General features: G+C 73.1%; 20 protein-coding genes and 1 pseudogene. 12 read left to right on the top strand and 9 right to left on the bottom strand.

Annotated elements, in window-relative coordinates:
• Positions 1-8: 8 nt before the first annotated feature.
• Both ACODT5_RS24015 and ACODT5_RS24010 read right to left on the bottom strand, forming a co-directional pair.
• Complete coding sequence (locus ACODT5_RS24015; RefSeq protein ID WP_422521349.1) at positions 9-1,961, bottom strand: AAA family ATPase; 1,953 nt, start codon at positions 1,959-1,961, stop codon at positions 9-11.
• 399 nt (positions 1,962-2,360) lie between these two features.
• The gene (locus ACODT5_RS24010) at positions 2,361-2,996 is read right to left on the bottom strand and encodes a uridine kinase family protein (protein WP_422521348.1); all 636 of its coding nucleotides are present in this window, start codon (positions 2,994-2,996) and stop codon (positions 2,361-2,363) included.
• 427 nt (positions 2,997-3,423) lie between these two features.
• Between ACODT5_RS24010 and ACODT5_RS24005 the strand changes: the two genes are divergently transcribed.
• The 3 genes from ACODT5_RS24005 (at position 3,424) to ACODT5_RS23995 (ending at position 5,642) form a co-directional block, all read left to right on the top strand.
• Positions 3,424-4,854, top strand: a complete 1,431-nt coding sequence (locus ACODT5_RS24005; protein ID WP_422521347.1) for a C39 family peptidase — start codon at positions 3,424-3,426, stop codon at positions 4,852-4,854.
• Between the two features lie 83 nt (positions 4,855-4,937).
• Positions 4,938-5,363: an SPW repeat protein gene (locus ACODT5_RS24000; protein WP_250741537.1), complete on the top strand. Its 426-nt coding sequence runs from the start codon at positions 4,938-4,940 to the stop codon at positions 5,361-5,363.
• A 120-nt stretch (positions 5,364-5,483) separates the two neighbouring features.
• On the top strand, positions 5,484-5,642 hold the full coding sequence (locus ACODT5_RS23995) for an SCO1431 family membrane protein (RefSeq protein WP_243341628.1): 159 nt from the start codon (positions 5,484-5,486) through the stop codon (positions 5,640-5,642).
• On the opposite strand, the gene ACODT5_RS23990 is transcribed toward ACODT5_RS23995, so the two are convergent.
• From ACODT5_RS23990 to ACODT5_RS23980, 3 genes are all read right to left on the bottom strand, one after another.
• On the bottom strand, positions 5,639-5,929 hold the full coding sequence (locus ACODT5_RS23990; protein WP_422521346.1) for a hypothetical protein: 291 nt from the start codon (positions 5,927-5,929) through the stop codon (positions 5,639-5,641). The two genes, ACODT5_RS23995 and ACODT5_RS23990, sit on opposite strands and share 4 nt — an antisense overlap.
• A gap of 617 nt (positions 5,930-6,546) precedes the next feature.
• On the bottom strand, positions 6,547-7,536 hold the full coding sequence (locus tag ACODT5_RS23985; RefSeq protein ID WP_422521345.1) for a DUF6114 domain-containing protein: 990 nt from the start codon (positions 7,534-7,536) through the stop codon (positions 6,547-6,549).
• Complete coding sequence (locus ACODT5_RS23980; RefSeq protein WP_422521344.1) at positions 7,527-8,075, bottom strand: DUF6230 family protein; 549 nt, start codon at positions 8,073-8,075, stop codon at positions 7,527-7,529. Before ACODT5_RS23980 ends, ACODT5_RS23985 begins: the two co-directional genes overlap by 10 nt.
• On the opposite strand from ACODT5_RS23980, the gene ACODT5_RS23975 reads away from it, so the two are divergent.
• The 5 genes and pseudogenes from ACODT5_RS23975 to ACODT5_RS23955 all read left to right on the top strand — a co-directional run bounded on the left by ACODT5_RS23975 (position 8,035) and on the right by ACODT5_RS23955 (position 14,755).
• Complete coding sequence (locus ACODT5_RS23975) at positions 8,035-8,334, top strand: hypothetical protein (protein WP_422521343.1); 300 nt, start codon at positions 8,035-8,037, stop codon at positions 8,332-8,334. The genes ACODT5_RS23980 and ACODT5_RS23975 overlap by 41 nt on opposite strands.
• A pseudogene (locus ACODT5_RS23970) lies at positions 8,327-8,848 on the top strand (TetR/AcrR family transcriptional regulator); the annotation flags it as partial. The gene ACODT5_RS23975 and the pseudogene ACODT5_RS23970, both read left to right, overlap by 8 nt.
• A 525-nt stretch (positions 8,849-9,373) precedes the next feature.
• Positions 9,374-10,543 (top strand): acyl-CoA dehydrogenase family protein, encoded by a 1,170-nt coding sequence (locus tag ACODT5_RS23965; protein ID WP_422521342.1) that lies wholly within the window; start codon positions 9,374-9,376, stop codon positions 10,541-10,543.
• A 1,903-nt stretch (positions 10,544-12,446) separates the two neighbouring features.
• On the top strand, positions 12,447-13,580 hold the full coding sequence (locus ACODT5_RS23960; protein ID WP_422521341.1) for an Rv3169 family protein: 1,134 nt from the start codon (positions 12,447-12,449) through the stop codon (positions 13,578-13,580).
• Positions 13,581-13,651: 71 nt separating this feature from the next.
• Entirely contained in the window at positions 13,652-14,755 is a 1,104-nt protein-coding gene (locus ACODT5_RS23955) for a phosphotransferase family protein (protein ID WP_422521340.1), read from the top strand.
• Positions 14,756-14,791: 36 nt separating this feature from the next.
• Here the strand turns inward: ACODT5_RS23955 and ACODT5_RS23950 are convergent, their stop codons facing one another.
• Positions 14,792-15,247, bottom strand: coding sequence for a hypothetical protein (locus ACODT5_RS23950; RefSeq protein WP_422521339.1), 456 nt, complete (start codon positions 15,245-15,247; stop codon positions 14,792-14,794).
• A gap of 218 nt (positions 15,248-15,465) precedes the next feature.
• Between ACODT5_RS23950 and ACODT5_RS23945 the strand changes: the two genes are divergently transcribed.
• The 4 genes from ACODT5_RS23945 to fxsA all read left to right on the top strand — a co-directional run bounded on the left by ACODT5_RS23945 (position 15,466) and on the right by fxsA (position 19,631).
• Complete coding sequence (locus tag ACODT5_RS23945) at positions 15,466-15,906, top strand: Lrp/AsnC family transcriptional regulator (protein WP_327309536.1); 441 nt, start codon at positions 15,466-15,468, stop codon at positions 15,904-15,906.
• A 216-nt stretch (positions 15,907-16,122) separates the two neighbouring features.
• Positions 16,123-17,784, top strand: a complete 1,662-nt coding sequence (locus ACODT5_RS23940; protein ID WP_422521338.1) for an amidohydrolase — start codon at positions 16,123-16,125, stop codon at positions 17,782-17,784.
• Positions 17,785-18,093: 309 nt separating this feature from the next.
• Positions 18,094-18,927 carry a polyprenol monophosphomannose synthase gene (locus ACODT5_RS23935; protein ID WP_422521337.1) on the top strand — a complete coding sequence of 278 codons (834 nt, stop codon included), beginning with the start codon at positions 18,094-18,096 and terminating at the stop codon, positions 18,925-18,927.
• A 110-nt stretch (positions 18,928-19,037) separates the two neighbouring features.
• The gene (gene fxsA, locus ACODT5_RS23930) at positions 19,038-19,631 is read left to right on the top strand and encodes an FxsA family membrane protein (RefSeq protein ID WP_422521336.1); all 594 of its coding nucleotides are present in this window, start codon (positions 19,038-19,040) and stop codon (positions 19,629-19,631) included.
• 121 nt (positions 19,632-19,752) lie between these two features.
• Here the strand turns inward: fxsA and ACODT5_RS23925 are convergent, their stop codons facing one another.
• The 3 genes from ACODT5_RS23925 to ACODT5_RS23915 form a co-directional block, all read right to left on the bottom strand.
• Positions 19,753-20,127: an RNA polymerase-binding protein RbpA gene (locus ACODT5_RS23925; RefSeq protein WP_007262928.1), complete on the bottom strand. Its 375-nt coding sequence runs from the start codon at positions 20,125-20,127 to the stop codon at positions 19,753-19,755.
• A 330-nt stretch (positions 20,128-20,457) separates the two neighbouring features.
• The gene (locus ACODT5_RS23920) at positions 20,458-21,840 is read right to left on the bottom strand and encodes an MFS transporter (RefSeq protein ID WP_422521335.1); all 1,383 of its coding nucleotides are present in this window, start codon (positions 21,838-21,840) and stop codon (positions 20,458-20,460) included.
• A 67-nt stretch (positions 21,841-21,907) separates the two neighbouring features.
• Positions 21,908-22,678, bottom strand: a complete 771-nt coding sequence (locus ACODT5_RS23915) for a glycerophosphodiester phosphodiesterase family protein (RefSeq protein ID WP_422521334.1) — start codon at positions 22,676-22,678, stop codon at positions 21,908-21,910.
• Between the last annotated feature and the right edge of the window lie 77 nt (positions 22,679-22,755).

Here is a 22,755-nt window from a genome sequence, read left to right as displayed (position 1 = left end):
GGCCCCCCTCACAGAGGCGGCGGCTCCGGCCGCTCCTGGGGGCCCCGGCCCGACAGGACCTCCCCGTAGGCCTGCATCAGGTCGGCCAGCCGCAGCGTGGAGAGGTCCTCCCGGGAGGGGTCGCCGGTGAAGCCGGACAGCCGCAGGTCCCGGTACGCGCAGCTCTTCTCGTACAGCGTGCGCAGGAACCGGCCGTTCCCCAGTTCGTCGATCCAGCCCTGCTCCACCACGTGCCCGCTGATGCTCCGCAGCTCCTCCAGCGCCTCCTCGTCCCACCGGTCGCCGTTGGCGTCCGCCAGGACCCCGCCGATCGAGGTGAGTTCCAGCGGCCGGTAGCTGGGGAAGTCCACCCGCGTGGTGAACCGCGAGGACAGCCCCGGATTCGTGGCGAGCAGCCGGTCCATCCCCGCCGGATAGCCCGCGAGGATCACCACCAGGTGGTCGCGGTTGTCCTCCGCCCGCTTCAGCAGCACCTGCAGGGCCTCGTCGCCGTACGCGTCGCCCTTGCTGTAGCCGGAGTTGGAGAGGCTGTACGCCTCGTCCACGAACAGCACCCCGCCGATCGCCGAGTCGATCAGCTCGTTCGCCTTCACGGCGGTCTGCCCGAGGAACTCGCCGACCAGGTCCGCGCGCCCGGCCTCCACGAGGTGGTCGCCGCCGAGCAGGCCCAGCGCGTAGAAGACCCGGCCCAGGATCCGCGCCACCGTGGTCTTGCCCGTGCCCGAGGGTCCCGAGAAGACGAAGTGCCGTTTCGGCGGCTGCACCGGCAGCCCCTGACCCGTCCGCAGCCTGGCCATGTGCAGCTGCGCGGAGAGCGCCTTCACCTGCCGTTTGACCGGCTCCAGGCCCACCATCCGCTCGAGCTCCGCGAGCGCGTCGGCCAGCGCCGCCGGATCCGCCGGCCCGGCCGGCAGTCCCACCGGTCCCGGCTGCGCGGGCAGCGAGGCCTTGCGCCGTACACCGGCCGGCAGTCCCGTACCGGGCCCCGGCGCCCCCGGCCCGTGGCGCGGCTCCGGCGGGTCGGACGCCGTCAGCGGGTCCGCATCGGGCTGCCCGTCGGCGGCGATGCCCTGGACCGGACCGCCGCCGCCCAGCGCCACTGCCGCGAAGTCCCCGCCCGACGGGGCCGGTCCGTGCCCGCCGAAGGCCTCGTAGCCGGCGCCGCTCGCGTACCCGGCCAGGCCGTCGGCGTCCTCGCTGTCCTCGATCGCCGTCAGCCGGGCCGCCGTGTCCATGAACGCCGGGTCCACCCGGTGCACCGCCCGGTACAGCGGCAGCGCCGCCGCACTGCGCCCGGTCCCCTCGTGCGCCCGCGCCAGCCAGTACCGCAGCTCCTTGCGCTGGGGCTGCTCGCTGCGGCAGCGCATCAGCGAGGCCGACAGCAGCGGCTCGGCCTGCCCGTACATCTCCAGCCGGACCCGGGCCATCCCGCCGAACAGGCCCGCCTCGATGCCCAGGAGCGGATCGTCGACCAGCGATTCGGTGGAGCGGACCAACTGCTCCCAGTCCTTGACCAGGTACGCCCGGCAGGCGTGCAGGAACCGGACGTGCGGGTCGGTGTCCACGGGCGGCAGGGCCGCGAGCGCCTGGTCCAGCTCGGGGACGTGGCGCCCGTCCAGCCAGTGCGAGGCGTGTGCCAGGAGCAGGTCCCGCCTGGTCTCCAGTACCGGCTGCACCCACCAGCCCAGCCAGTACCAGGAGTTCAGCGTCCGCCGGTGGCGGGCCCGCTGTTCCCCGAAGCGGTCCCGGTGGGCGTACATGCGCAGTAACGCGTTCGTGGTGTCGACGCGGAGCGCGTGCAGGCCCAGCCAGGCATCCGCCATCCCGGGATCGAGTCGTACGGCCGTCCGGAACTCCTCCTCGGCCTGCGGGTAGGCGCCCATCGTGCAGGCGTCCACTCCTCGCAGCCAGGCGAGTTCGGCCGGGGCGTGCGCGCTGCTGCCGTGCGCGGCGAAGTCCATCACATCCCCCACAAGCCTGCCCCCGTGGTGCCCAGCAACCCCCGCGATGCGTACGCGAGTTGTCGCTGCGCCGATGAAATCAGGGGTGCATCGTACCTGCGGTTACGCACCTTACGTAGGGTGCGGTGAAGACGGGCCGGGTGCATATCCGGGTGGTCCACGGTGACACAGGGTGAGGAATCGGCCGGGATGTGCCCCGTGCGACGCCGTGACGGAGGAGTGCCTGGCGGGACTTCCCCCGTGATCGGGGACGGCACGAAGCCCCCGATCACGGGGGAACAATCGGGGGCTCCATGTCGCGGCGGCCGGTGAGGGCCGCTTCTTCAGAACGTAAGGCCGTCCCGGCCCCCGGGTCAAGCAGCCCGGAGACGCCCGGGAAGGGGGACTTTCCGCGGCCCTTCAGCCCTGGGGGCCCTCATCACCCTCTGTCACCCAACCGCTGATTCCAGCCGCCCCAGCCGCCCCGGAAGTCCACTCGTATCCCGTACCGCTCTGCCGCACCAGGGTGTCCGCGAAGGGGCGCGAAGGATCATCCGAGAAGTGCGCGAGCTCCGCGCGCTCCCATCCGTCCCAGAAGTCGGAAAGTTCACGCCCGTCCCGGTCGCGCCCGCGCCCCCACGACTTCGCACGCGGGGTCTCCATCCACAGCAGCCGCGCCAGGTGCGGGCGCAGGGCGCGCCGTCCGGCGCCGACCCCCTCCACGAGCAGCACGGGACCCGGCTCCAGCACCCGCTCCGGCCCGAACCGCCGCTCGACCCAGTCGTACGGCGCCCAGTGCGCGGCCCGCCCCGAGGCGAGCGGCTCCAGCACCTGAGCCCGCAGCCGCCCCACCCAGCCGAACAGCTCCTCATGGGTGGCCACATCGTCCAGCCGCAGCACGGGAACCCCGCCCAGGGCTTCGGCGAGCGCCTTGGCGAAAGTCGTCTTCCCGGACCCGGCGTGCCCGTCGATCCCGACGAGGCGGACGGGCCCGAGGGAGGGCGGCAGAGCGAGGATCTCCCGCGCGAGGGACTGAAGCGACACCTGATCTTCCACGCCCCCACCGTATGACCTCGCCCCCCGGCGCGAAGGACGGCCCCCGCGGGGCGAAGTCCCCGCCCCGCCCTTCCTCCGTTCCCCGGGCGCTGCCCGGACCCCCCTGGGGCTCCGCCCCAGACCCCACGCCTCAAACGCCGGCGAGGCTGGATGTACCCAGCCCCTCCGGCGTTTGAGGAGCGGGGGTCCGGGGGCTGGCCCCCGGCAACGGCGCCGCACGCGGCAACGGGTCCGGGCAGCGCCCGGGGAACGGGCGAAGGGCGGGTAGGGGACTTCGCCCCGCAGGGCCCCCCTCCCGGGGATCGGGGGGAGAGGGGGCGGAGTCCCGTCACCCCGACACGGCCCCCCGGCTTCACGGTCCCGCAGGCGGGAACTGGAAGGGTGGGCGGGAGCCGACCCGCCGCACCGACCCCTGGGGGCCACGCCGATGACCGCACCCACACCCCGCCGAGCCCTCCTGGCAGTAGCCCTGGCGGCAGCCGCAGCCACCGTCCCCGGCGGCCGAGCCTCCGCGGCCGGGCCGCCCCCCGCCACCGGGGCACCGGGGCAGGCGACCCCGGCCCCCTCGACCTCGGCCCCCTCGACCCCGGCCCCCTCGACCGGGGCCGCCGCCGGAGCCACCCGCAAGACGGTCGACAACCGCTTCTGGTACTCGTACGCCCACTGGACCGCCGGCCTCCACCAGGGCACCACCGCCATCGGCGGCGCCCGCCCCGGCCTGGAGATCAAGACCCCGACGGGCCGCACCGAGTACAAGGACCCGCACACCGCGAAGAAGAGCACCTGGGAGTACGCCACCTGGACCTCCCCGGTCCACACCTCCACCGTGCCCGCCACCGAGGCCATCGCCTCCTGGAACGCCCGCACCCCGGCCGGCACCTGGATCCAGGCCGAACTGCGCGGCACCTACACCGACGGCACCGCCTCCCCCTGGTACGTGATGGGCCGCTGGGCCTCCGGCGACGGCGACATCCGCCGCACCTCCGTGGACGGGCAGACGGACGGCAGGTCCACCGTCTGGACGGACACCCTGGCCGTGGACACCCCCGCGAGCGGGCTGCGGATCAAGGACTGGCGGATGCGCCTGACCCTGTACCGCAAGCCCGGCGCGAGCCGCGGCCCCACGGTGTGGCTGGCCGGCGCCATGGCCTCGGACGTCCCGGACCGGTTCACCGTCCCCGCCTCCGCCGCCTCCGGCGGGGCCCACGAGCTGAAGGTGCCGAGGTACTCGCAGGAGACGCACGCCGGCCAGTACCCGGAGTACGACAACGGCGGCGAGGCCTGGTGCAGCCCCACCTCCTCGCAGATGATCATCGAGTTCTGGGGCCGCAGGGCCAGCGTCTCCGCCGTGTCCTGGGTCAAGAAGGACTACGCGGACCCGCAGGTCTGCCACGCGGCCCGCTCCACCTACGACTCCGCGTACAAGGGCTGCGGCAACTGGCCCTTCAACGCCGCCTACGCCGCCACCTACCGGCAGCTCGCCGGCGTGGTCACCCGCCTCGCCTCCCTCGCCGACCTGGAGACCCTGGTCCGGGCCGGGATCCCGGTCATCACCTCCCAGTCCTTCACGGCCGAGGAGCTCACGGGTGCGGGCTACGGCACGGCCGGCCACCTGATGACCGTCATCGGCTTCACGGCGGCCGGCGACGTGATCGCCAACGACCCGAACTCGGCCGACAACGCCGCCGTCCGCCGCGTCTACCGCCGCCGGCAGTTTGAAAACAACTGGCTCCGGACCAAGCGTCTGGGCGCCGCCGGGAAGGTCGTCTCCGGCACCGGAGGCGTCTGCTACCTCTACGGCCCGATCCGGCCGAACCCGGCCCAGGTCCTCGCGCTCAAGGCGGTCGGGGTGCTCTGAGATTTCGCATTGCCCCGGACGGCATGTAAGCGGAACATAAAGGGCAAAAGGCAATAGGAGCTTCTCATAGGAGGCAGCCCGCCATGACCACCCAACCGAGAATCGAACACCACCCCGACCTCGCTGAGATGCGCTCGCGGTTCGAGCGGGTCACCAGCACCCCGAGTGCCCAGGTCGTCGAGGCGCTGGCCCTGATGACGGGCCTCTACATCGCCGCTTCGCCGTGGATCGCCGGATTCAGCGGGCTCAGCTCGCTGGCGATCAACAACCTGATCGCGGGCCTGGCGTACTGCCTGTGCATGAGCGGACTCGGCTCCGCTTACGAACGCACCCACGCCATGGCCTGGACGGCGGTCGGTCTCGCCGCCTGGACGATCGTCGCGCCCTTCGTCATCTCCGGCGACGTCAGCACCACCCGCACGGTGTGGAGCAACGTCCTCGCCGGCGGCATCGCCCTGTGCCTGGCCCTGGCCATGGCGGGCATGGCGGGCCGCGACCGCACCACCTGATCCGGCACGCACGCACCCCTCACGCCCCCGGTCCGCACCCCGCGGCCGGGGGCGTGAGACATGCCACCCGTGACCATCGTCTCTACCGCGAGTGCCGCCCCCGCTGTCACATTGGGGGGCATGACCGCACACAGCGCCGCCCTGACCGCCCGCGCCCGCAACCTGGTCCGCACCGGCGGCCCCGAGGACGATTCCTCCTCCTGGCTGGAGCACGTGCTCGGCTGGACCCTGGTCGTGGTCGTGGCCATGTTCGTCACCCAGGTCGGCTGGTTCTTCTAACCTCCGCCTGCGCCTGGACCTCTGCCCGCGCCTGGGCCTCCGCCCCGCCTCCGCTTCCCCTTGGGCTCGGCCTCCGGCTCCACCCGCCAGTGCCGGTCCGGAACGCCCACCAGTCCGTACAGCGCCCGCACGGGCGAGCGCGCCGGCAGCAGCACCACCCCGGCCAGCAGGGCGAACACCCCGATGCCGGCCCACCACCCCAGCAGCCGGACGAGGACGCTCGCGCCCACCGCCCCCGCGAACGGCAGTCCGTAGACCCCCGCCCCGGCGATCGCCACCGCGACCACCCGGGGCACCTTGAGGTCCGCCGCGGCTCCCGGCAGCCGCCGTATGTTCGGTTGCCAGTACCTTGTTGACAGCTGTCCGTGCCGCTTTGGCCACTGCTGGCGGGGTAGCCGAGTCGGCAGCTACGCTTCCCAGCGATCGTGGTTCCAGGCTTCGGCTGCTATCGCGTAGGTGTGACTGTGTGCGACCAGATGGATCGTGCAGAGAGAGCTACCCCGCGGGCCCAGTCAATGGCCACGGCAGGCAGGGACTACCGGACTTGTGAGGATGCCGCGCACCGCAGCAAGCGGACAAGACGCGAGTACGCCGAGCTCGAACCCGGCCCCTGTGCCCCCGAAGACCGTTCGCGGGGCACCAGGCGGAAACGCCTGGCTCGTGGTGCTGCGGCCAGCGATGGCCCAGTGTCCAAGGAACGGTTCTGCCAGAGCAGGTACGTCCCGGCTCGGGGCGGGCAGCGGGGTCGCGTAGAGCACGGTGAGCGCCATTTCGGGCTGGCCGCGCGGCCTCTCAAAGCGTCGGCCCCGGACCGACCGCTCCCACCACTGGAGCTGGCGCCCGGCGGCCACCGCGAAGGTGGCGCCGATGCCGTACGCCCACAGCGGCGCGGCCTGGAGGGGGATCACGAGGCCACCAGCCTGAGGTTGTCGGTCTTGATCACGTCGGAGGTGACGAGCGCCTGCTCCGCGCTCACCCGGGTCATGAAGACGAACGGCGGGATGACCGGGGGAGCGGGCAGCCCGTCCGGGCTGAATGTCACGCAGAGCAGCCCCTCGATGCACCCGCTGAACCGCGTCAGGTACAAGGTCACGTCGCCGCTCAGATCGAGCCTTCTCGCGGCGAGCCTGTACTCCTCGCGGCCGTCGCGGCTGCGCAGCTCGTAGTCGGTCAGCGTGGCGGCCCGCATCCGCAGCACCAGCACCTTCAGCGGGCCGTCCACCGTGGGCACGTGGGTGACCCCCGCGAAGGCGAACCCCTGCGGGGCGAAGAGCGAGGTGGTCACGGTCGGGGGAGTGCGCGCGGCCATCGGCGGACCGGCCGCGGCGGCCCTCGCCTCCCCGGTCCCTGCCACCAGCGAGGCGAGCAGCACCACCGGCAGCGCGGCCGCCAGCGTGCGCGGCCCGCTGCCGTCCAGACTCGGGACTCCCCCAGACTTCGTCCGGGGGTACCCCCGGGGGCCCTCCTCGCCCGCCTCCGGATCGGGCAGCGGGGTCCAGCCGAAGGCCAGCGCGCTGCCGGCGATGCCGAGCAGCATGCCGAGGAGGAAGCCCCCGAGGTTGGTCGCCACGAAGGACAGCACCGAGAGCAGCAGCGCGTGGATGGAGACGTAGGCCCGGGCCTGGGGCAGCAGCCACAGGAACAGGCCGGCGGCGATCAGCGCGATGCCGATCCCGATGGCGGCGATCCCGCCGAGGCCCAGACTGACCAGCACGGTGAGCGGGGAGAGCGGGACCAGCAGCAGCTCGGTCCCGCCCAGGATCACCAGCAGCCCGCCCCAGAAGGGGCGGGTGCGGCGCCAGGCGCGCAGTCGCCGCCGGGGGCCGGGCAGCGGGAGCCTTCGCTCCAGCCATCCGCTGCCCGGCCCCGCGGCCCCGCGCAGGCCTAGAAGCACTTCTTTCCGTCCAGGCTGACGTTCAGCTTCAGGCCCTTGAGGTGGAAGTTGCCGCCGGTCGCCGACCAGGCGTGCGACTTCACGTCCACGACCTCGATGTCCCCGGCCTGGAGGCCGAACTTGCCGGCCTCGCCCTTGATCCCGCCGACCTGGTCGAGGGTGGAGGCGTCGCGGCCGATCTGGGCCGTCCCGAAGACGGCGTCGCCGGCCAGGTCCTCGCCGTCGATGACGAGATTGCTGGCGGTGACGTTGCCGGCCGGGCCGCCGGCGGTCAGCTTGAAGACCACCTTGCCCACCGGGGTGTCCACCTCGGCGGCCTGGCAGATGTCCGTGAGGGTGGCCTCGCCGATGCCGAGCAGTGCGACGGGATGCCCCTTGCCGTCGACGGAGCGGTCGGTGTGCACGTAGGAGGCCAGGCCCTTGCTGCTCAGCTTGGACGAGGAGACCTGGAAGCTGGTTCCCGAGACGGCGAAGGAGGCGGCGAGCGCGCCCTGCGCCATGACCATCGCCATCGCCCCGACCGCGACGACCGCGGGCATCGCGACGGCGGCCGTCCTCTTCCAGTCGACCCGGCCCTCGGGGGTGTTTCTCGCGGTGCTCGACGTGCTCGACGTGCTCGACGTGCTCGACGTGCTCGACGTGCTCGCCGTGCTCGCCGTGCTCGTCCTGCCGTTGCCCATGATGTGTTCCTCCCGTACGTCGTCCGGTGCGCAGGGGGAGTGCAGAGGGGGGTGCACAGGGGTCTGCCATACTGCGGGCTTCCTGTGGCAGTTCGAGGCTAGGGCTGAATTTGAATAATAGTCAACAGCGCGGAACGACCGGACGTTCGCAGGTTCGGCGGGCCGAACTCATAGCGATCGGCCGCAAGTTGTTCGCCGACACCTCGTACGACGCGCTCTCCATGGACGACATCGCCAAGCACGCGGGCGTGGCCAAGGGGCTCATCTACTACTACTTCAAGAGCAAACGCGGCTACTACCTGGCCATCGTCGAGGACTCGGTGGCCGAGCTCGTGGCCCGCGCGGCGGGCGAGAGCGAGCTGCCCAACGCGCAGCGGGTGCGCACCACGATCGACGGCTACCTGTACTACGCCGAGCACCACCAGGCCGCGTACCGCACCATCGTCACCGGCGGCGTCGGCTCCGACTCCGAGGTCCTCGCCATCCGCGACGCCGTCCGCGAGGAACTCATCGCGACCATCGCGGAAGGCGCGTACGGCCGCCGCGAGATCCCGCCGATCGCCCGGCTGGCACTGGTCGGCTGGCTGGCGGGAGTCGAGGGCAGCACCCTCGACTGGATCGGCCCGGCGGAGCCTGCGGCGCAGGTACCGGCGCAGGGCTCTGCGCGGGCCTCCGACCCTGACGGGACCCCCGGCGGGACTGCTGCCCGGGCCCCTGCCGATGCCCTCGCTGATACCCCTGCCGATGCGTCTCCCGAGGCCTCTCCCGAAACGCCTGGCGAGACACCTGGCGAGCGCCCTCGCCCGACGCCTGAGCACGCCCTCGCGAAGGCCCGGGAGGGGCGTGGGCCCGGGGCTCCCGGGGACCCCGGCCATCCCGACCGGGCCGCGTTCGGCGCCCTGCTGGTGCGCACGCTGCGTGCGACCCTGACGGTGATCGAGGAGTTCGCCCCCGAGTGCCCGGCCCCGCCCGTCCCCGAGGAGGATCTCGCGCCCGTGACGGGAAGCCCCTGATCGGGCATACTCAACCGCCGCAGCCCCTTGAACAGGACCTTCCCGCGATCCGGGAGGGCACCATCGGCTGTGAGTCCCGAGACCCGGCGACGCGTACCACCCTCACGCGCCGCCCCGTGCTTGACGAGTGAGGAGAGCGCTGCCATGACCGACCGCGCGCCGCAGGTGGACCGATCGCTGCCGACCGAGGAGTCCCGCGACCTGCTCGCGCTCGTACGCGAGATCGCACAGCGGGAGATCCGCCCCCGGGCCGCCGATGAGGAAGACGCCGGCAGTTTCCCCCGGGAGGTCTTCACCCTGCTCTCCGAGGCCGGACTGCTCGGGCTCCCGTACGCCGGCGAGTTCGGCGGCGGCGACCAGCCGTACGAGGTCTACCTCCAGGTGCTGGAGGAGCTGGCCGCGGCCCGCCTGACCGTCGGGCTCGGTGTCAGCGTGCACTCGCTGGCCTGCCACGGCCTGGCCGGCTACGGAACCAAGGAACAGCAGAGCGCCCACCTGCCCGCCATGCTCGGCGGAGGACTGCTCGGCGCCTACTGCCTCTCCGAGCCCGGCGCGGGCTCGGACGCGGCCTCCCTGACCACGAAGGCGGTCCGGGACGGCGACGACTGGCTGATCAGCGGAACGAAGGCCTGGATCACCCACGGCGGCGTCGCCGACTTCTACACGGTGCTGGCCCGCACCGGCGTGGCCGGCCCGAAGGGCATCACGGCCTTCCTGGTCCCGGGCGACGCGGAGGGCCTCACGGCCGCGGTTCCCGAGAAGAAGATGGGCATGAAGGGCTCGCCCACCGCCCAGCTGAACTTCGACGGCGTACGGGTCCCCGACGCGCGCCGCATCGGCGAGGAGGGCCAGGGCTTCACCATCGCCCTGGCCGCCCTGGACGCGGGCCGCCTCGGCATCGCCGCGTGCGCGGTCGGCGTGGCCCAGGCCGCCCTGGACGAGGCCCTGGCCTACGCGCTGGACCGCAAGCAGTTCGGCCACCCCATCGCGGACTTCCAGGGCCTGCGGTTCATGCTGGCCGACATGGCGACGAAGATCGAGGCGGGCCGCGCGCTGTACCTGGCGGCGGCCCGGCTGCGGGACGCGGGCAAGCCCTTCTCCCGCCAGGCGGCGATGGCCAAGCTCTTCTGCACCGACGCGGCGATGGCCGTCACGACGGACGCGGTCCAGGTGCTGGGCGGCTACGGCTACACGGCGGACTTCCCGGTCGAGCGGCTCATGCGCGAAGCGAAGGTCCTCCAGATCGTGGAGGGCACGAACCAGATCCAGCGCATGGTGATCGCCCGCCACCTGGCGGGCCCGGAATCCCGCTGACGGGCGGTCGCCGAGGAGGTCCGGGCGCGGGCGGTCAGCCGCTGCTGAAGAGGGGGCCGGTCGGCCAGATGGGCGAGGAGGCGATCCGGGACCACTCCGGATCGCGCTGCCCCGGCACCGTCCGGCCGTCCTCCTCCCACCGGGTGAGCAGCGCACGGTAGATGGGCGGGTCGGGGGCCTGCCGAACCGATTCTTCGTACCCTGCGGCCGGCGCCCGCCGTCGGCGCCCCACCCTCGGCGTGGAAGTCTCCATCGTGGTCATACCGGGCCAACGCGCCACCGGACCCACGGGTAACCCCGCCCATCCGTTCGACCTGTCCCCACCCCCCCGTTACGCGCACTCACAGCCCGACGCCACCCAAACCGCGAGGGCGAGCGGGGGCCGACCCCCGCACCGCCGCCGCCCTCGTCAGCGGGCCCGGCGCAAACCCCCGGGGAACGTCGCGATGGCGAGCGGGTCTCGCCCCCGAAACGGCGCCGCACTCGGCAGGCGGTCCGGAGCGAGGCCCCGGGAGGAGTGGGGGCCGGCCCCAGGCCGTGGTGCCGCACTCGGCAGCGAGTACGGGGCGCAGCCCAGACGTGCGTCGCGTGGGCGAGCGGGAGGCTGGCCCCGGAACGGTGCCGCACCCGGCAGCGGGTCCGGGGCAAAGCCCCGGGGAACGTTGCGAGGGTGAGCGGGGGATGCCCCTCGAGACGGCGCCGCATTCGGCAGGTGGTCCGGAGCGAGGCCCTGGGGGGAGTGGGGCTGGCCCAAGGCAGTACTGCCGCACTCGGCAGAGGCTTAGGAGCTAAGCCCCGGGTTGCGTCGCGAGGGCGAGTGGGGGACGGCCGCCGAAGTGGCGCCGCACTCGGCAGGGGTGCGGGGTGAAGCCCAGAGGTGCGTCGCGAGGATGTGCGGGGCTGGCCCTGGAACGGCGCTGCACTCGGCAGAGGGACCGGGGTGGAGTCCCTGGTGGGAGCGAGTGGCGGCCCCGGCGACGGGTCCGGGACGAAGCCCCGGGGCGTGTCGCGGGGAGCGGAGGTTGGCGCCCGACCAGTGCCGCACCCGGCAACCGCGCCGCACCCGGCGAGGGGTCCGGGGCGAAGCCCCGGGGCGTGTCGCGGGGGGGCGGAGCTTGGCGCCCGACCGGCGCCGCACCCGGCAACCGCGCCGCACCTGGCGAGGGGTCCGGGGCGAAGCCCCGGGGAACGGGGGAAGGGCGGGTAGGGGACAGCCCCGCAGGGCACCACCCGGACCCCGCCGGGCCCGTCACCCAGGCCCCCGACTCGGTCACCCAGGACCCCGGGCTTCTGTCACCCATGCACCCATGAACCCATGCGCACAGGCCCCCCCGGCCCCGGCCCCGGCCCCCGGGCCCCTGGCCCCTGGCCCCGGCCCCGGTGCCCCGGCCTCCCCGGTGCCCCGGCCTCCCCGGCCCCCGGCCCCGGCCCCCGGCCTCCCCGGCCCCGGCCCCCGGCCTCCCCGGCCCCGGCCCCCGGCCTCCCCGGCCCCGGCCCCCGGCCTCCCCGGCCCCGGCCCCCGGCCTCCCCGGCCCCGGCCCCCGAGGCCCGGCCCCGGGAAGGCGGCACAGCCGCTCCACCGCACGCCGCCGGCCTGGCGCCCCGCCCCGCCCCGCCCCACAAGCCCCGGCACGAGTCCGGCGCCACCCGAGCGGAGCCCCGAGCCCCCGCCCGCGGCGCCCCCCAGCGGGACCGGTCCGCCGAGCGCCCACCCCGGGCGCCACGGGGGACCCCACGCCCGGGAGGCCCCAGAGCCCCCCGTCGACGGCCCGCCCCAACCGGGCCCCCGCACGACGTGTCTCCCCGCCAGTTCGTGCCACAACCCTGGCCCCAGCCCCGCAATCTGACGTACCGTCATCTCCGCCCAGGTGTCACCCCTCGCACCCGTATCCGGAGGTTCGCCATGCCCGCCGACCGGCCCGTTCCGCTCGACGAATACCCCATCCACCAGGCCCCGCTGTCGATGAAGCACCTCGTCACCGGCGACCGCAACGCCTACGACCGCTGCATCTTCCACGTCTTCGACCACGCGGGCCGCGCCGTCCTGATCCTCGGCCTCGGGGTCTACCCCAACGCCGGCGTCATCGACGCCTACGCCACCCTCCGCGTCGGCGACGAACTCCTCGCGGTGCGCGCCTCCGACGCCCTCACCGACGACCGCATGAACCTCTCCGTCGGCCCGCTCCGCATCACCGTCGACGAACCCCTCCGCCGGCTCACCCTCTCCTGCGCCGCCGACCCCGAGGACCCCGACGGGCTCTCCTACGACATCACCTGGACCGCAGAGTTCCCCGCCGTGTGGGAGCCGCACCACACCCAGCGCCGCGGCGACCGGCTCATCCTCGAAGGCCGCCGCTTCGTCCAGGCGGGCAGCGTCACCGGCACCATCCGCGCCAAGGGCGAGGAATTCACCCTGGACGCCGACTGGACCGGCACCCGCGACCGCAGCTGGGGCGTGCGCCCGATTCCCGGCGAGGAGGGCGGCCGCGCCGCCGAGGAGCACCGGCCCGACGGCTTCCACTGGCTCTGGATCCCCGTCCGGTTCGAGGACCGCTTCCTGATGGTCATCGCCCAGGAGGACGCCGACGGCCACCGGGCCCTCAGCGAGGCCGTCCAGGTCTTCCCCGAGGGCAGCGGCCGCCACGACGTACAGCTCGGCTGGCCGCACACCGACATCCGCTACCGCCCGGGCGGCCGCCACCCCGAGAGCGCCGTCGTCCACCTCACCGACCCGGCCGGCCGCAAACCCCTGGAACTCGGCGTGGAGATCCTGAACTCCTCCCCGCTCGCCGTCGGCGCCGGCTACCCGCCCGCCTCCGACTGGCAGCACGGCACCTGGCAGGGCCGCGGCTGGACCGACCGCCGCACCTACGACCTCTCCGACCCCGCCGCCCACCCCATGGCCGCCTTCGGGGTCACCGACCACTCGGCCCGCTTCACCCTCGAAGGCCGCACCGGCTACGGCATCTTCGAGCACGGCAGCTTCGGCCGCCACGACCCCAGCGGCTTCGCCGACTACAGCTCGGTGGCCCCGTAACCCCGGAGGAAACGCCCACCACCAGCACCACAACCACAACCACAACAGTCAAGCCAGAGAAGGGGTTTCCCATGGCAGGACCGGCACCGCGCCCCCGTACCTCCACCCGCGAACCCGAGGAGCTGGGCCGGCGCCTCGCCGCCTGGCTCGACACCGCGCTCCCCGGCGCGAAGGTCACCAACATCTCCGTCCCCGGTTCCAACGGGATGTCCAGCGAGACCCTGCTCTTCGACATAGAGCACCCCGACGCCCCGATCCGCGCCTGCGCCCTGCGCCTCGCCGCCGACCCGGCCGCCTACACCGTCTTCCCCACCTACGACATGCCCCGCCAGCACCGGGTCATGAGCCTGGTCGCCGCCCACACCGACCTCCCGGTCCCGCGCGTGCAGTGGCTGGAAGAGGACCCCGGCCCGCTCGGGGCCCCGTTCTTCGTGATGGCCCGCGCCGAAGGGCGCGTACCGCCCGACGTGATGCCCTACACCTACGAGGGGAACTGGCTGCACTCCGCGACCGACGCGCAGCGCGCCGCGCTCCAGGAGTCGAGCATCGCGCTGCTCGCCCGCCTCCACGACCAGTTCCCGCCCGAGGAGGCGCGGTTCCTCCTCCCGGAGGGCGACGGAAGCCCGCTGCGCCGCCACGTCGAGTCCCAACGCGCCTACTACGACTGGGTGGTGGCGGGGAAGTCCCGATCACCGCTGCTGGAGCGGGCGTTCGCCCGCCTCGAAGAGCTCTGGCCGGAAGACGAGGGCGGCCCGGCCGTCCTCAACTGGGGCGACGCGCGCATCGGCAACGTCATCTACCAGAGCGACGGCTTCGAACCGGTGGCCGTACTCGACTGGGAGATGGCGGCCTGCGCCCCGCGCGAGGTCGACCTGGGCTGGACGGTCTACCTGCACTGCTTCTTCCAGGACCTGACCGTCAGTTTCGGCCAGCCGGGCCTGCCGGGCTTCCTGCGCCGGGCGGACATCGAACGCCGGTACGCCGAACTCACCGGGCACACGCCTCGGGACATGGAGTTCCACACGCTCTACGCCGCCCTGCGGCACGGGATCGTGATGCTGCGCATCGCCTACCGGCAGGCGCACTTCGGCGAGGTCGAGATCCCGGCGGATCCCGACAGTTTGATCCTGCACCATGCCAGCCTCACGGCCATGGTGCAGGGAACGTACTGGTAAACCCCTTGAACCCCCGGCAGCCGCTCGGCCCGGGGATCAGGCGGCCTGCGCGTGCTGGCGCATCTGCGGCAGCGCCGCGGGCGCCGGCATCCGCACGGGACGCGAGCCGGGGCCGCCGACGTGCGAGAAGGGCTGCGTGCGCCAGTCCAGCCCCTGGGGCAGTGCCAGGTGGACGACGGGCTCCAGTTCGAGCTCCTGGGCGAGCTCGTCGTCGCCGAAGCCGAGGGTGGGCAGCGCGTCGGAGGCGGGCCGCCCGGTGCCCGCGCACACCGTGAGCCCGAAGGGGTTCCACGGGGTGAGGCAGAGGGCGTGCTCCGGCAGGAACTCCTCGTCCGCGACGAGGGCGATCGACTGGCCGCAGTCGGGGCAGGTCGCGTGGTGGATCTCGAAGCCCTCGGCGTATTCGAGGTACTCGTCGTCTTCGGCGTAACCGCCCTCGACGCTTTCCAGGGGCTCCGGTTCGGTGCGACCGGCGCGCTTGGTGTTCAGCATGGATGTACTCCCCCTTGGGTGGGCCGGGCGGGCAGGTTCTTCGGCCACGGCCACCCCAAGCACTTCCCGTCGCGCGGCACGAGTAACCACATCCGGCCGCCGTACGCCCGCTCACCCCTGTGGCCTTGGTCACATGCCTGCCGCAGGTGCCACCTCAATCCGTGGACACGGCTGGGCCTGAACGGTTCGGGGCCGTAAGTTGTGCGGCTATGAGCGCAATGGAGGAGCTGGACCGCCAGATCGTGGATCTGCTCGTGCGGGACGGGCGGATGAGCTACACGGACCTGGGCAAGGCCACCGGACTGTCCACGTCGGCGGTCCATCAGCGAGTACGCCGGCTGGAGCAGCGCGGTGTCATCCGCGGGTACGCGGCCGTCGTGGACCCGGAGGCCGTCGGCCTGCCCCTCACGGCCTTCATCTCGGTCAAGCCCTTCGACCCGAGCGCCCCCGACGACATCGCGGACCGGCTGTCCGGGGTCCCCGAGATCGAGGCCTGCCACAGCGTCGCGGGCGACGAGAACTACATCCTCAAGGTCCGCGTGGCCACCCCCCTGGAACTGGAAGACCTCCTGAGCCGCCTGCGCGCCCTGGCCCACGTCTCCACCCGCACGACGGTGGTCCTCTCCACCCCCTACGAGGCCCGCCCGCCCCGGGTGTAGATCAGCTGTAAATCAGCCTCGCCGGCCAACTCCAGCCCCGCCGGCGTTTGAGGCGCGGGGTCCGGGGCGGAGCCCCGGGAGCGCCGCCGCACGTGGCAACGGGGTCCGGGGCACAGCCCCGGGGAGCGGGGAGGGGCGGGTAGGGGAATCCCCCCTTCTGGCCCCGGCGGAGGGCCTGTGTTCAGGGAGGCGGCACACACCCGCCAGACTGTCGGCATGACAGACCGCACCGCCGACTCCGCCAACGCCGCCGGAGGCCACCGCACCGCCGACTCCGCCCCCACCGCCGGAGGCCCCCGTACGGTCCTCCTGCGCGGCGGCGAGGTCCACAGCCCCGCCGATCCCTTCGCCACCGCGATGGTCGTGGAGCGCGGCCACATCGCCTGGGTCGGCTCCGAGGGCGCCGCGGACGCCTTCGCGCAGGGCGTGGACGAGGTCGTCGACCTCGGCGGGGCGCTCGTCACCCCCGCCTTCACCGACGCCCACGTGCACACCACCTCCGCCGGCCTCGCCCTGACCGGCCTGGACCTCTCCACGGCCGCCTCCCTCGCCGAAGCCCTCCAGCGCGTGCGCGCGTACGCGGACGGCCGTCCCGGCGACCGGGTGCTGCTCGGCCACGGCTGGGACGCCGCCCGCTGGCCCGAACGCCGCGCGCCCCGCAGGCAGGAGCTCGACGAGGCCACCGGCGGCCGCCCGCTCTACCTCAGCCGCATCGACGCGCACTCCGCCGTGGTGACCACGGCACTGCTCCGGCTCGTACCCGAGGCGAGCGCGGCGGCCGACGAGCCGCTGACCCGTGACGCCCATCACGCCGTACGCCGCGCCGCGCTCGGCGCGCTGACCCCGGCCCAGCGCGCCGAGGCCCAGCGGGCCGCCCTGGACCGGGCCGCTTCCCTCGGGATCGGCTCCGTCCACGAGTGCGGCGGCCCGGAGATCTCCTCCCCGGAGGACTTCGCGGCCCTCCTGGAGCTGGCCCGGACCCACCCCGGCCCCCGGGTCTTCGGCTACTGGGCCGACCGGGACCTCGCCCTGGTCAAGGAACTCGGCGCCGTCGGGGCCGCCGGCGACCTCTTCGTCGACGGAGCCCTCGGCTCGCACACCGCCTGCCTGCACGCCCCGTACGCCGACGCGGACCACACCGGCACCGACTACCTCGACGCGCGGGCCGTCGCCGAGCACGTCGCCGCCTGCACCGAGGCGGGCCTCCAGGCGGGCTTCCACGCCATCGGGGACGCCGCGATCACCGCCGTGGTCACCGGGGTCCGGGCCGCCGCCGACAAGGTCGGCCTGGACCGGGTCCGCGCCGCCCGGCACCGCGTCGAGCACGCCGAGATGATGACCCCGGCCACCATCGCCGCCTTCGCCGAGCTCGGCCTCACGGCCTCCGTGCAGCCCGCCTTCGACGCGCTGTGGGGCGGCGAGCAGGGCATGTACGCCGACCGGCTCGGCGCCGAGCGCGCCCGTACCCTCAACCCGTACGCGGCCATGCTCAAGGCCGGCGTCCCGCTCGCCTTCGGCTCCGACGCCCCGGTCACCCCGCTCGACCCCTGGGGGACCGTCCGGGCGGCCGCCTTCCACCACACGCCCGCCCACCGCATCTCCGCACGGGCCGCCTTCGCGGCCCACACCCGGGGCGGCTGGCGGGCCCTGGGACGCGACGACGCGGGCATCCTGGTCCCCGGCGCCCCGGCCGACTACGCGGTCTGGGACACGGCCGAACTGGTGGTGCAGGCGCCCGACGACCGGGTCGCCCGCTGGTCCACGGACCCCCGTTCCGGCACCCCCGGACTGCCGGACCTGACCCCCGGCGGCGAGCTGCCGGTCTGCCTGGCCACCGTGGTCGGCGGCCGGGAGGTATTCGTACGGCCACAGGGGTGATCCGGGTGGCCGTGGTTCGGTGAGGGCGGCCGGACCCGGATAGGTTCGGCCGGGTCCACCAGCGGACGTCCGAACCGGACGGAGCCGATCGCACAGCCGCGCCCGCGCCTCGGGGGCGAGGGAAGGTTTCGCCGCAACGGTGTCCCCCCTGCTTCGCAGGAGGTTGGGGGCGGGTGGCCTCAGATCGGGGCCCTGCGGTCCAGTAGACAACGGTCAGGCGGCCCGCAGCCAGCGGGAGCCGGTCCGGCCCGAAGGACCGCGGGCCCCGATCGCTGTTCTAAAATCATCCTCTGCGACACGACGTACAGGATGTACGAGAACGCAAAAGGGGAATCAGTGAGCGACGGCGGACAGCGAAGCTACGGACCGCTCGGCACGGCCTTGGTGATCATTCCGACCTACAACGAGGCGGAGAACATCGGGCTGATCGTCGGCCGCGTCCGCGCGGCTGTACCCGGGGCCCACGTCCTGGTCGCCGACGACAACAGCCCGGACGGCACCGGAAAGCTCGCCGACGAGCTGGCCGCCGGGGACGACCAGGTCCACGTCCTGCACCGCAAGGGCAAGGAAGGGCTCGGGGCCGCCTACCTGGCGGGCTTCGGGTGGGGCCTGGAGAACGGCTACGGCGTCATCATCGAGATGGACGCCGACGGCTCCCACCAGCCCGAGGAGCTGCCCAGGCTGCTCACCGCCCTGGAGGGCGCCGACCTGGTGCTGGGCTCCCGCTGGGTGCCGGGCGGCCGGGTCGTCAACTGGCCCAAGAGCCGCGAGTTCCTCTCCCGGGGCGGGTCCACGTACTCCCGGCTGATGCTGGGCGTCCCGATCCGCGACGTGACCGGCGGCTACCGCGCCTTCCGCCGCGAGACCCTCGAGGGGCTGGGCCTGGCCGACGTGGCCTCCGCCGGCTACTGCTTCCAGGTCGACCTGGCCCGCAGGGCCGTGCAGAAGGGCTTCCGCGTGGTCGAGGTGCCCATCACCTTCGTCGAGCGCGAGTTCGGCGACAGCAAGATGAGCAAGGACATCGTGGTGGAGGCCCTCTGGCGGGTCACTCAGTGGGGCATCAAGGAGCACGCCGGCAAGCTCTCGGGCAAGGTGTCGGACACCCTGACGGGCAAGCGGACGGTCAAGGACCGGGACAAGTAGCCCGCCGGCGGGCCGGCCCGCGGGGGCGCCGGGGCGGTCCGCCACCCCTAGGGGATGTCCGGTACCTCCGGCTGAGGACGTCTTTACGCCGGCCCAGGCACACTGGGGATATGACGACCGGAGTTCCGACCTCTACGGCCCCCCGGCGGCGTTCGCCCGCCCGTACGTACCTTCCCCTGGCCATCGCGGCCTGGTTGATCCTTGAGATCTGGCTGCTCGGCCAGGTCGCCGGACTGATCGGCGGCGGGGGCGTCGCCCTGCTGCTCGCGGGCGGCCTCGTGCTGGGTGCGGTGGTCATCAAGCGTGCCGGGCGCCGCGCCTTCAAGAACCTGACGGACACCTTCCAGCAGGCCCAGGAGGGCCGTCAGCCGACTCCGCCGCAGCCCGGCAAGCCCGGCACGGGCAACGGCCTGACCATGCTGGCGGGCCTGCTCCTGATGATGCCGGGCCTGATCTCCGACGCGGCCGGTCTGCTGCTCCTGCTCCCGCCCGTCCGCGCCCTGATCGGCCGCAGGGCCGCCCGCTCCCTGGAGCGGAAGATGGCCTCCGCGCCGGCCGGTTCCTTCGGGGACGCGTTCCAGCAGGCCCGGATCCACTACCCGGACGGCAAGGTCGTCCCGGGCGAGGTCATCCACGGTGAGGTCATCCGCGAGGACGGACCGCAGCGGCCCGACAACGGCTACCGGCCGCCGCTGACCCCCTGACGAACAGCACAGCACAGGACAAAGCCGAGGGGCCCCATCACACACTGTGTGATGGGGCCCCTCGGCTTGGTGCTGTCTTACGGTGCTGCGGTGGTGCTTGCCGCTGTGCTGCGTCCGGCTGTCAGGCGGACTTGCGGCTGTCCCGCGGATGCACGGCAATGTTCATGGCGCCGGAACGAAGGACCGCGAGCCTCTCGGCAAGCACTTCCTCCAGCTCCTCGCGGGTGCGCCGCTCCATGAGCATGTCCCAGTGCGTTCGCGCAGGCTTGCCCTTCTTCTCTTCGGGCCCATCCCCGTCAACCAGGAGTGCCATGGCGCCACACGCCTTGCACTCCCACTCCGGCGGAATTTCTGCCTCAACCGAGAACGGCATCTCAAATCGATGTCCGTTCTGGCATGCGTACTCCACCGCCTGGCGCGGGGCCAGATCGATGCCGCGGTCCGTCTCGTAGCTGGTAACCACGAGCCGCGTACCGCGGAGAGCTCGCTCACTCATGAATCGTGCCTCCCGGGCTTGTCGCCCACAGGACAGGTGTCGCTGTCGTCGTCATCCGGTCAACGTCCGGTCGGCGGTATAGATTCCCGCTCCGGGTCATGCGTCGCCCGTCGTACCGCCCCTTGTTGTACCCACCAGTGCCCGTTTTGTCACATCTGGCAGCAGATGTCACCCAACGTCTTCACTTCATAAGCACGCAGTAACGGTCCGCCTGGCAGGCCAAAGGCGTACACTACCGGCCCTTAGCTTGAACGTCGAAATTCGTTCCGAATTCGTGCGGCCGCGGTTCCGCCGGAGCCGGCGGAACCGTTGGATCCGCAGGTTCCCCGGTCAGATCCGTTCGGGTACAGGATTCCCCGCCGCCTCCACCGCACGCCGCACCGGCACTCGGGCGAGCAGCACGAAACCCAGTGCGAAGAAGACCACCAACGAGATGATCGCGTCCCGGTAGCTGCCCGTGACCTGGTACGTGAGCCCGAAAACGAGCGGTCCCACCCAGCTCAGCCCCCGGTCGCTCATCTCGTACGCCGAGAAGTACTCGGCCTCCTTGCCCGCCGGGACCAGGTGCGAGAACAGCGAGCGCGACAGCGCCTGGCTGCCGCCCAGCACCAGCCCGATCATCGCGGCGAGTGCGAAGAACCACACCGGAGTCCGGGCCGGCAGGAAGTATCCGGCGGCCAGTGTCACGGTCCAGGCGGCCAGCGATCCGAGAATCGTCCGCTTGGCGCCGTACCGGAGGGCCAGCCGGCCCATCCCCAGCGCACCCGCCACCGCGAGGACCTGGACGAGCAGGATCGCCCCGATGAGGGTGGACTGTTCCAGCTTCAGCTCCTCCGACCCGTAGATCGAGGCCTGGGAGATCACCGTCTGCACGCCGTCGTTGTAGATCAGGTACGCCAGCAGGAACGACAGGGTCAGCGGGTAGCGCCGCATGTCCTTCAGGGTGGCGACGAGCTGCTTCCAGCCGCTGACGGCCGGGGCCGCCCCCGGCTCCCGGACCACGGCGCGGTCCCGCAGCCGGCGCAGCGGGATCAGCGCGAAGGCCCCCCACCACAGGCCCGCGGAGGCCAGGCAGATGCGGATCGCCATGCCCTCGGTGAGACCGAAGGAGTCGTGGCCCATGTAGAGCGCCAGGTTCATCACGAGCATCAGCGAGCCCGAGGTGTACCCGAAGGCCCAGCCGCGCGAGGAGACCGTGTCCCGCTCGTCCGGCGTGGAGATCTGCGGCAGATAGGCGTTGTACAGCACCATCGAGACCGACAGCGAGGCGTTCGCCACGATCAGGAGCAGCCCGCCCAGCAGGTAGCGCTCGCCGGCCAGGAAGAACATTCCGGCCGTCGCCGCGGCCCCCGTGTACGCGGCCACGGCCAGCAGCGGCTTCTTGCGGCCGGTCCGGTCGGCGACCGCCCCCGCCAGCGGCATGAGCAGCACGGCCAGGATCACCGAGGCCGACACCGTGTAGGCGAAGAAGGAACCGGCACGCACCGGGATGCCCAGCGGATGCACGAAGCCCTCGGCGTCGGCCGCGGCCTTGGCGATCGAGGTGAGGTACGGCCCGAGGAACACGGTGAGCACGCTCGCCGAGTACACGGACACCGCGAAGTCGTAGAAGTACCAGCCGCGCTGCTCGCGCTTGCGCGCGGCCGTCGCCGCCGCGGCGGCTCTGCCGTCCTCGGCCCCCGGTTCCGCCTCGTCCGTCGTCTGCGCACTCATCGGTGCCCCCTCGCTGTCCCCGTACCGCTGCGGCCACCGCCACCTGGCGCGCAGCCGAACGGGCCGGTCAGGCCCAGGCTCCGCGCCGGTCCAGCACCGTGCGCAAGATGTCGATCCGGTCGGTCATGATGCCATCGACTCCCAGGTCCAGGAGAGCCTCCATGCGTTCCGGTTCGTTCACGGTCCACACGTGCACCTGCAGCCCCCGCTCGTGGGCCGTCCGCACGAACCTCCGGTCGACCACGCGGATGCCCGCCTGGGTCTCCGGCACCTGCGCCGCCACCGCGCCCGCGCGCAGCGCGGCGGGGATCGCGTACGACCGCAGCCGCAGCCCGAGCACCCCCGCCACCCCGTACGAGGTCGCCAGCCGGGGGCCGGCGATCTTCTGGGCCCGGGCGACCCGGCGCTCGGAGAAGGAGCCCACGCACACCCGGTCCCAGACCCCGGTCCGTGCGATCAGGCCGACCAGCGGGTGCACGGCGGACTCGTCCTTGAGGTCCACGTTCCACCGGGCGTCCGGGAACTCCTCCAGGAGGTCCTCGAAGAGCGCGAGGGGCTCGGTCCCGCCGGCCCGGACCTCGCGGATCCGTTTCCACGGCAGCTCCCGGATGCGTCCCTGCCCGTCGGTGACCCGGTCCAGGGTGGCGTCGTGGAAGGCGACCAGCTTCCCGTCGGCGCTGGCGTGCACATCGGTCTCGAAGTACCGGTAGCCCGCGGCGGCGGCCCGCCGGAAGGCCGCGGCGGTGTTCTCCAGCCCGTCCGCGGCCCCGCCGCGGTGCGCGAAGGGGATGGGACCGGGGTGGTCGAGGTAAGGGTGGGGTAGGCGTGCATGCGTCACCGCGGCAGTATGCCCCCTGCTCCCGCCGGCGCGGGAGCGGCCCGGTGGCCGCCCGGTGAACGGCCCGCCGGCTCAGG

The organism is Streptomyces tatrensis, from assembly GCF_049310065.1.
Classification (GTDB): Bacteria; Actinomycetota; Actinomycetes; order Streptomycetales; family Streptomycetaceae; genus Streptomyces.
The sequence above is the reverse complement of the archived record's forward strand: the minus strand, read 5'-3'. Positions and strand labels throughout refer to the sequence as shown.

Bases quoted from the DNA above. Each gene is read 5' to 3' on its own strand.
- ACODT5_RS23975 (WP_422521343.1), top strand. From the start codon at position 8,035: ATGACCATCGCCATCGCCCCGACCGCGACGACCGCGGGCATCGCGACG.
- ACODT5_RS23980 (WP_422521344.1), bottom strand. From the start codon at position 8,075: ATGCCCGCGGTCGTCGCGGTCGGGGCGATGGCGATGGTCATGGCGCAG.
- ACODT5_RS23925 (WP_007262928.1), bottom strand. From the start codon at position 20,127: ATGAGTGAGCGAGCTCTCCGCGGTACGCGGCTCGTGGTTACCAGCTAC.
- ACODT5_RS24000 (WP_250741537.1), top strand. From the start codon at position 4,938: ATGACCACCCAACCGAGAATCGAACACCACCCCGACCTCGCTGAGATG.
- ACODT5_RS23965 (WP_422521342.1), top strand. From the start codon at position 9,374: ATGACCGACCGCGCGCCGCAGGTGGACCGATCGCTGCCGACCGAGGAG.
- ACODT5_RS23945 (WP_327309536.1), top strand. From the start codon at position 15,466: ATGGAGGAGCTGGACCGCCAGATCGTGGATCTGCTCGTGCGGGACGGG.
- ACODT5_RS23960 (WP_422521341.1), top strand. From the start codon at position 12,447: ATGCCCGCCGACCGGCCCGTTCCGCTCGACGAATACCCCATCCACCAG.
- ACODT5_RS23950 (WP_422521339.1), bottom strand. From the start codon at position 15,247: ATGCTGAACACCAAGCGCGCCGGTCGCACCGAACCGGAGCCCCTGGAA.
- fxsA (WP_422521336.1), top strand. From the start codon at position 19,038: ATGACGACCGGAGTTCCGACCTCTACGGCCCCCCGGCGGCGTTCGCCC.
- ACODT5_RS24005 (WP_422521347.1), top strand. From the start codon at position 3,424: ATGACCGCACCCACACCCCGCCGAGCCCTCCTGGCAGTAGCCCTGGCG.
- ACODT5_RS23995 (WP_243341628.1), top strand. From the start codon at position 5,484: ATGACCGCACACAGCGCCGCCCTGACCGCCCGCGCCCGCAACCTGGTC.
- ACODT5_RS23920 (WP_422521335.1), bottom strand. From the start codon at position 21,840: ATGAGTGCGCAGACGACGGACGAGGCGGAACCGGGGGCCGAGGACGGC.
- ACODT5_RS23955 (WP_422521340.1), top strand. From the start codon at position 13,652: ATGGCAGGACCGGCACCGCGCCCCCGTACCTCCACCCGCGAACCCGAG.
- ACODT5_RS24015 (WP_422521349.1), bottom strand. From the start codon at position 1,961: ATGGACTTCGCCGCGCACGGCAGCAGCGCGCACGCCCCGGCCGAACTC.
- ACODT5_RS23940 (WP_422521338.1), top strand. From the start codon at position 16,123: ATGACAGACCGCACCGCCGACTCCGCCAACGCCGCCGGAGGCCACCGC.
- ACODT5_RS23935 (WP_422521337.1), top strand. From the start codon at position 18,094: ATGTACGAGAACGCAAAAGGGGAATCAGTGAGCGACGGCGGACAGCGA.